At 58.8% G+C, this 6,810-nt stretch carries 7 protein-coding genes; 3 read left to right on the forward strand and 4 right to left on the reverse strand.

Translation table 11 applies throughout. The annotated features are described in order from the left end of the window. Nucleotides 1-7: 7 nt before the first annotated feature. Complete coding sequence (locus IPM39_17790; GenBank protein MBK8987891.1) at nucleotides 8-1,981, forward strand: hydantoinase/oxoprolinase family protein; 1,974 nt, start codon at nucleotides 8-10, stop codon at nucleotides 1,979-1,981. Nucleotides 1,982-2,097: 116 nt separating this feature from the next. On the opposite strand, the gene IPM39_17795 is transcribed toward IPM39_17790, so the two are convergent. The 3 genes from IPM39_17795 to IPM39_17805 all read right to left on the reverse strand — a co-directional run bounded on the left by IPM39_17795 (nucleotide 2,098) and on the right by IPM39_17805 (nucleotide 4,156). Continuing rightward, on the reverse strand, nucleotides 2,098-3,087 hold the full coding sequence (locus IPM39_17795; GenBank protein MBK8987892.1) for a hypothetical protein: 990 nt from the start codon (nucleotides 3,085-3,087) through the stop codon (nucleotides 2,098-2,100). Continuing rightward, entirely contained in the window at nucleotides 3,057-3,737 is a 681-nt protein-coding gene (locus tag IPM39_17800; GenBank protein ID MBK8987893.1) for a hypothetical protein, read from the reverse strand. The genes IPM39_17795 and IPM39_17800 overlap by 31 nt, the downstream gene beginning before the upstream one ends. 263 nt (nucleotides 3,738-4,000) lie before the next feature. Further along, complete coding sequence (locus IPM39_17805; protein ID MBK8987894.1) at nucleotides 4,001-4,156, reverse strand: hypothetical protein; 156 nt, start codon at nucleotides 4,154-4,156, stop codon at nucleotides 4,001-4,003. Nucleotides 4,157-4,465: 309 nt separating this feature from the next. Here IPM39_17805 and IPM39_17810 point away from each other — a divergent pair, with 309 nt between their 5' ends. After that, nucleotides 4,466-5,431 carry a hypothetical protein gene (locus tag IPM39_17810; GenBank protein ID MBK8987895.1) on the forward strand — a complete coding sequence of 322 codons (966 nt, stop codon included), beginning with the start codon at nucleotides 4,466-4,468 and terminating at the stop codon, nucleotides 5,429-5,431. A gap of 113 nt (nucleotides 5,432-5,544) precedes the next feature. Here IPM39_17810 and IPM39_17815 read toward each other — a convergent pair whose 3' ends face one another. Beyond that, entirely contained in the window at nucleotides 5,545-5,967 is a 423-nt protein-coding gene (locus IPM39_17815; protein ID MBK8987896.1) for a SufE family protein, read from the reverse strand. 564 nt (nucleotides 5,968-6,531) lie between these two features. Here IPM39_17815 and IPM39_17820 point away from each other — a divergent pair. Then, the coding region (locus IPM39_17820) for a hypothetical protein (GenBank protein ID MBK8987897.1) at nucleotides 6,532-6,810 on the forward strand (279 nt) is incomplete at its 3' end.

The following is a 6,810-nucleotide window of genomic DNA, read 5'->3' on the forward strand; positions in this document are numbered from 1 at the left end:
GGGTTTTATGCGATTAGGCGTTGACACAGGCGGGACGTTTACCGATTTTGTATGGCTGGCTGGCAACGGCCGTTGGCGCATCAACAAGCAGCTCAGCACACCAGACGATCCGTCGGCGGCTGTTTTGGCCGGGGTGGTGGCTCTGGGCGTGGGCCAGGGAACGGCCGTCATCCACGGCAGCACCGTCGCCACCAACGCCCTACTGGAACGGCGCGGCGCGCGAACGGCGCTCATCACCACCGCCGGGTTTAGCGATGTGTTGGCGATTGGGCGGCAGCATCGGCCCGACCTGTACGCGCTGGTCCCGCAAAAGCCAGCGCCGCTGGTCCCGGCGGCGTGGCGCTTCGGCGTCCGCGAACGGGTGACAGCCCAGGGCGATGTGCTGCTGCCGCTGGACGAAGAGAGTGTAACGGCCGTGTTGGAAACCATCGCCGCCAACAACATCGAGGCAGTGGCCGTCTGCCTGCTCTTCTCCTTTCTGCACCCCGACCACGAACAGCAAATCAAACAACGCCTCAGCGCCCTGCCCAACGCCATCCACGTCTCCCTTTCCTCGGAGATATTGCCCGAATACCGTGAATATGAGCGCACAGCCACCACCGTCATCAACGCCTACGTCGCCCCACTGATGGGGCGCTATCTCAACCGACTGGCGGCAAAATTAGCCCCCCGCCATCTGTCGGTGATGCAAAGCAGCGGCGGCATCATCAGCGCGGCTGCGGCCGGGGAGCAGGCGGCCAGGACAGCGCTGTCCGGCCCGGCCGGCGGTGTGGTTGGGGCGCGTTTTGTCGGCGATCAGGCCGGTTTTAACCACATTATCACCTTCGACATGGGCGGGACCAGCACCGACGTGGCGCTGTGCCCCGGTCGGCTGCCTACCACGTCCGAGGGTGAAATCGCCGACATGCCCCTGCGCCTGCCAATCATAGACATCCACACCGTGGGAGCTGGCGGGGGCAGCCTGGCGGCCATAGACGCCGGTGGCGCGCTGCACGTGGGGCCACAAAGCGCCGGGGCCGAGCCAGGACCGGTGTGTTATGGGCGAGCCACCAGCGGGGTACGGGACCATTTGCACGAGCGCGTCACCGTCACCGACGCCAATCTGGTATTGGGGCGTTTGGACGCGGTCCATTTCCTGGGCGGGGTGATGCGGTTGGATGAAGCGGTGGCGCGAGCGGCGCTGCGCGCATTGGCCCAGGTGATGGGAGCCGCTTCACCAGAGGAGGCGGCCTGGGGCGTGATTCAGGTAGCCAACGCCAACATGGAGCGGGCGATTCGCCGCATATCAGTAGAGCGCGGGCATGATCCGCGCCGCTTTACGCTGGTGGCTTTTGGCGGCGCGGGACCACTTCACGCCTGTGATTTGGCCGAGAATCTCCAGATTCCGCGCGTCCTCATTGCCAACGCGCCGGGGGTACTGTCGGCGCTGGGGATGTTGGCGGCCGCGCCCACACGTGATTATTCACAAACTGTGATGGCCCGGCCTGGGGATTGGGGGGTGGGGGTTGGCGAATGGTTGGCGGCGCAGTTTGCGCCTCTGGCGGAACGGGCGCTGGCAGAGATGATGGCGGAGGGATTCGACAAGCCAACCCCCGTTGGCCCAACGGCCGTCACCCTTCAGCGCAGCCTGGATATGCGCTATGTGGGGCAGTCCCACGAGCTGACAGTGGTCTGGCCGGAGGCAGCGGCCGACCCGGCGGCATTGTTTCATGCGGTCCACGAGGCGCGGTATGGCTATCGGCAGGCGGGCGCAGCGGTGGAGATTGTGACCATACGGTTAACGGCCGTTGCCGCCATCAGCCCACCCCAACTACCCACCACCCCACCGGGCGACCCCGACCCCACGGCTGCTCACTGGGGCAAAGATGGTTTGGTTCGGTGGCCAACCACAGCCAACAGCCTGTATGATCAGGACAAGCTACGCTCCGGTCCCAATTCCGCGGTCCGGCCATTGTCTTCCAATACGACACCACCGCAGTGATACCACCAGGATGGCGCGATCACCGTATGAACCCCACCGGCAACCTCCATCGCCGCAAAATAAAAAGTGCGCCTCAAAAGGCGCACTTTCCACTACCAACTATCAACTCCCAATTATTACCCCTCCTGCCCGCGCTTTCTTCGCCTGGCCACAATTTGCTCTTGCAGGTGGGAAGGCATACGGCCGTAATTGGAGAACTCCATGCCAAACACCCCACGCCCCTGTGTCATCGAGCGCAAGTCTGAGGCATAGGTCAACATCTCAGCCAGAGGTACGTCCACGCGCACGATGCTCTTGGTCCCTTCCTGGTCAATGCCCACCACGCGCGCCCGGCGGGTGTTCATGTCACCCATGATATCGCCCATGTTGTCGGCCGGCACCGTGACCGTCACTTTGTAGATGGGTTCCAGCAGCACGGGGCCGGCGCCCAACATCGCCTTCTTGAAGCATTCGCGCCCGGCCGTCTGGAAGGCGATTTCTTTGGAGTCTACCGGGTGTTCCTTGCCGTCGTAAACGATGGCCTTGACGCCGACCACCGGGTAGCCGGCGGTTGGACCAGATTCCAACGCCTGACGGCAGCCCTTTTCGGTCGCCGCCACAAAGGGGGCGGAGATGGAACCACCGAAGATTTCGGAAGCGAATTCAAAACTGGCATCGTCGTCCAGCGATTCCAGACGAAGAAAGACACGGCCGTACTGCCCGGCGCCGCCTGTCTGTTTTTTGTGCGTATACTCGGCCGAATTCGTCTTGGTAATGGTTTCCCGATACGGCACTTTGGGCACAGAAGTGGTCAGGTTTACGCCAAACTTAGAGTGCGCCTTTTTGACGGCGATGTCCAGGTGGGTAACGCCCATGCCGGACAAAATAGTCTCGTGCGTGGCCGGTTCCGTGTGCCAGATCAAAGTCAGGTCTTCGCCGGTCAGGCGATTGAGCGATTGGCTGAGTTTGGCCACGTCCGACTGCGACTTGGGATGAATGGCCACGGAGGCGATGGGCGACGGTTGTTTGATGGCCGGCAGTTTGAGGGCGTGACCGCGGTCGCAAAGCGTTTCATTGGTGGCGGCGTCGCCCAACTTCACCACCACGCCGATGTCGCCGCTGTGCAAACGGGAAACGGCCGTAGTGTCTTTGCCGTCACCGCTTGCAGCGTGCCCACCCGCACTTCCGATTCCAGATTAGCCGCCCAGACCCGCGAATCGGAAGCCAGAATGCCGCCAAATACGCGAATGTAGCTGGATTTGCCGTAAGGGTCTTCCCGCGTCTTGAAAACCAAGCGCCGCCAGCGGCGACAAATCGCTAACTTCCAATTCCACTTCTTCGCCGGCGGCATTGGTAGCCGCAAAGGCTCTTTGATCGGGCGAAGGCACAGGCCCAGTAGTTTCACAACAGGATCAACAGCAATGCCCGGTTCCGGCGCGCTGTAGATGATGGGCGTGGCCAATCCCTGCATCATCGCCCCTTTCAGGCCACGGATAATCTCGTCGCTGCTCAAGTTTTCTTCTTCAAAATATTTTTCCATCAGCGCATCGTCGCCTTCGGCGGCGGCTTCGATGAGGGCCATGCGCGCTTCTTCGGCCTCGTCGGCCATGTCGGCCGGGATAGGCGCGACAGTGCTCTTTTCGCCCAGGCGCGCTTCCATCTTCACCAGGTCGATGATGCCTTTGAAATCCGGCCCTTCGCCGATGGGCAGTTGCAGATTCACAAAATTACCTTCCAGGTTGGCGTTGATGCTTTCCATCACACGGGCCAGGCGCACTTTTCCCGGTCCATCTGCTGATCAACAGGATGATCTGAGGCAGGTTCTGTTCCCGCGCAGCCTGGCTGACCATTTCGGTGCCCACTTCCATGCCGCGACAGCCTCTACCAGCACCAGCGCGCCATCAACACGCCCAGCGCACTGTTCACTTCGCCGACAAAGTCCATGTAACCGGGGGTGTCCACAAGGTTGAGTTTTTGGCCCTCACTCTGATGGGCGCTAAGGGCGGAAGAGACGAACTATTGCGGGCAATTTCTTCTTCTTCAAAGTCCATAGCGGCCTTGCCGGCCTGACGCTTCCCCATGCGCGTTAGTGGCCCCAGAGTGGAACAGGATTCGTTCCACACATGTGGTCTTGCCCGAGCCATTGTGGCCGATCAGGGCAACGTTTCGGATTTGGCTGGTTTGAAATTCTTTCATTGGTAAGGAAACCTCTTGGGATTAGAAATTTAAACAAGTCGTTATTTGGGTGCTGATTGCCTCTCTTCCCCAGGCAAATTACCGCCCGACGGACAGTGCAACCTGATCATTTCTTAACATAACATGACAAGGGGATCATTCCGCAGCGGTTAGCCGACGAATTATACTTTTCTTTAAGATAGTTGTCAAAACGGGGGAAATCGGGCGGCGCAAGGGGGCAGTAACCTATGCGCGCGTATGAGGTGGGACTGCCCTAAAATCCATGCAGGCTGTATCCAGGAGGCTATAGCTCATGTCAGAAAGTTGTTCTTGCTAAACAATCTGGGTCTGCTGCCCAGCGTATCGTTGAACTGGATGGCGGCGCTGCAGCTTTGGCCGCTGCTGCTGGTTTTAATCGGCGTGAACATTGTTGTGCAGCAAGCGCCACGGCCGTTGGGCGGGTTTCTTAGCGCACTGGTGGGGGTAACGGCCGTTGCCATCTTCGGCTACGTGCTGCTGTTTAGCCAGGACAATCCCCGGCTGGCCGGACTCGGCTTGCAGACAAACCCGGCGGAGATACAAACACGACAAATCTCCTTCACCGCCGACGATATTCAATCGGCCGATGTCGAATTGGATCTGGGCATGGCCGGGGCAGCCGTCTCGGCGCTGGAAGACAGCGCTAATCTCATTGAGGGGCAGGTCAGTTACGTTGGCGACCTGACGTTCGACGCCAGCCAAAGCGGTTCCCGCGCCAACATCTACCTGAGCGAAAAGAACAGCGGACTTTGGTGGCTGAATCCCAGCTCCTGGGCCAGTGGTGGTCTGGAGAAATGGCAAATCGGCCTGAATCCGGGCGTGGTATTGGATTTGCGCCTGGACGTTGGGGCAGGGTCGGCCACGCTGGACCTGCGTGAATTGTCTTTGCGGCAGGTGGACGTGGATGGCGGCGCGGGCAGTATGGAACTATTTTTGCCGGACGGGGATTACGACGGTGTGGTGGACGTTGGCGCGGGAGCAACCCGTATGACGTTGGCGGAAAACGGCCGTCAACAGATCACAATTGATGGCGGCGCCGGCAGCCTGACCATTTTCTTGCCGGCTAACCGCGAAGCGCAGATCACGGTAAACGACGGCGCAGGAAGCTTCACGATTAACAGCAGCCGTTTCAACCAGTTGGACGGCCGTCCCGATGGCAATGGCGTATGGCAGACAGCCGATTACGGCCGTGCAGCCAACGCCCTGGACCTGAGTATTGACGTAGGCGCCGGCAGCGTTACTGTGCGTGAACAGTAGTTCAGTGTTCAGTGTTCAGTGTTCAGTGTTCGGTGTTCAGTAAAAGTCTGCCAGGAGTAGTCCCCACTGAACACTGGTTACTGAACACTGGTTACTGGTTACTGGTTACTTTCTTACTGAACCTGCGCCAGGGTTTTCATGTGGGCCAGGATGGCAGCGATGCCATTGAGCCGTTGTCCGCTGAGGACCGTTTGCAGGCCGGTGCGTAGATAAAACTCATGGGGCACGGCCGTTACTTCGGCGGTCGTTGTGGCATCCAACCCGTCTTGTAACAGGGCGGCAAACCCACGCACAGTTGGCGATTCGGGCGGGATGTCGAAGTGAAAATGGAAACGGCCGTTCACCTGTTCCGCATAGACAAAGACCGGCGTCAGACACTCATGGACCTGGTCCAGACTGCCGCCCTGCTCCTTTAACCACGACGGCAGTGGACGCAGTTTCTCCGCAAATTCCAGCAGCAGTTCCAGCTTTTCCTGCCCCTCACACTCCATAAAATCAGCCACTATTTCCTGCAAGCGTACCGGTAAATCGTTCATCGCCTGATTCCTCATTTGCCAACCATCTTTCTAAAACCTGTCTGGTGTAATCTATACGCGCAAAGCTCATAATCTGACATTTTTGTCACCTCGTCAGATATTACCTTGTCATCTTGTCGGGTATAAGATTGGGCCAATTGTACGGAAAATCAACCCGCCGGACACCCATTTGCGCCGGGCAGCAACAAACCGCTTAAAACGAAAAACCGGACTGGGGTGTCCGGTTTTCGTCAAGGGAAAGGATGTTGCTCGAGGGGAGAGAAGAAGAGAAGAGAAAGAAATTTCAGATAGGAGGGTTCGTTCCAACTACAGATTAGTTTACCCGGCTTAAGTTAACAGGCGTTTAACCGTTTGTTATCGTCTTGCTAAGAAACGAAAATTCATTTAAATGCGGGACTCGTCATTCCCGCGAAGACGGGAACCATGTTTTTGCAGGAGTGAATGCCTTCGCGGGCTGTGACGCCCAAGTTCCGCCGAGAGATCCTTCTGTTGCTAACGGCCGTCCTGAGGTAAACTACCTGTCGTCGTCATTGACAATCATTCCACAGAAAAAGGAAGTCCCCTATGAAACGTATTGCACTCATCCTCTTGCTGCTGCTTGGCAGCCTCAGTTTGTGGTTTGCCGCGGCCGCCCAACCCACGCCGGCCGCCGATGAAACGGCCGTACCCACCGATTGGGTAGTGGTACGCGCTTATTTCAGCGACCGGCAAATGGTTGCCGACCTGGCCGCCTGGCGCGAACCCTGGGAAGTAAACTACGACCAGGGCTACGTGGTGCTAGATGTCAGCCCAGCCGAGTATGATCGCCTGCAGCAGGCTGGGTTTCGGTTGGAAATTGACGAA

It is taken from the genome of Candidatus Leptovillus gracilis (assembly GCA_016716065.1).
In the GTDB taxonomy this organism is placed as follows: domain Bacteria; phylum Chloroflexota; class Anaerolineae; order Promineifilales; family Promineifilaceae; genus Leptovillus; species Leptovillus gracilis.

Bases quoted from the DNA above. Each gene is read 5' to 3' on its own strand.
- IPM39_17790 (MBK8987891.1), top strand. From the start codon at position 8: ATGCGATTAGGCGTTGACACAGGCGGGACGTTTACCGATTTTGTATGG.
- IPM39_17805 (MBK8987894.1), bottom strand. From the start codon at position 4,156: ATGAAAGAATTTCAAACCAGCCAAATCCGAAACGTTGCCCTGATCGGC.
- IPM39_17815 (MBK8987896.1), bottom strand. From the start codon at position 5,967: ATGAACGATTTACCGGTACGCTTGCAGGAAATAGTGGCTGATTTTATG.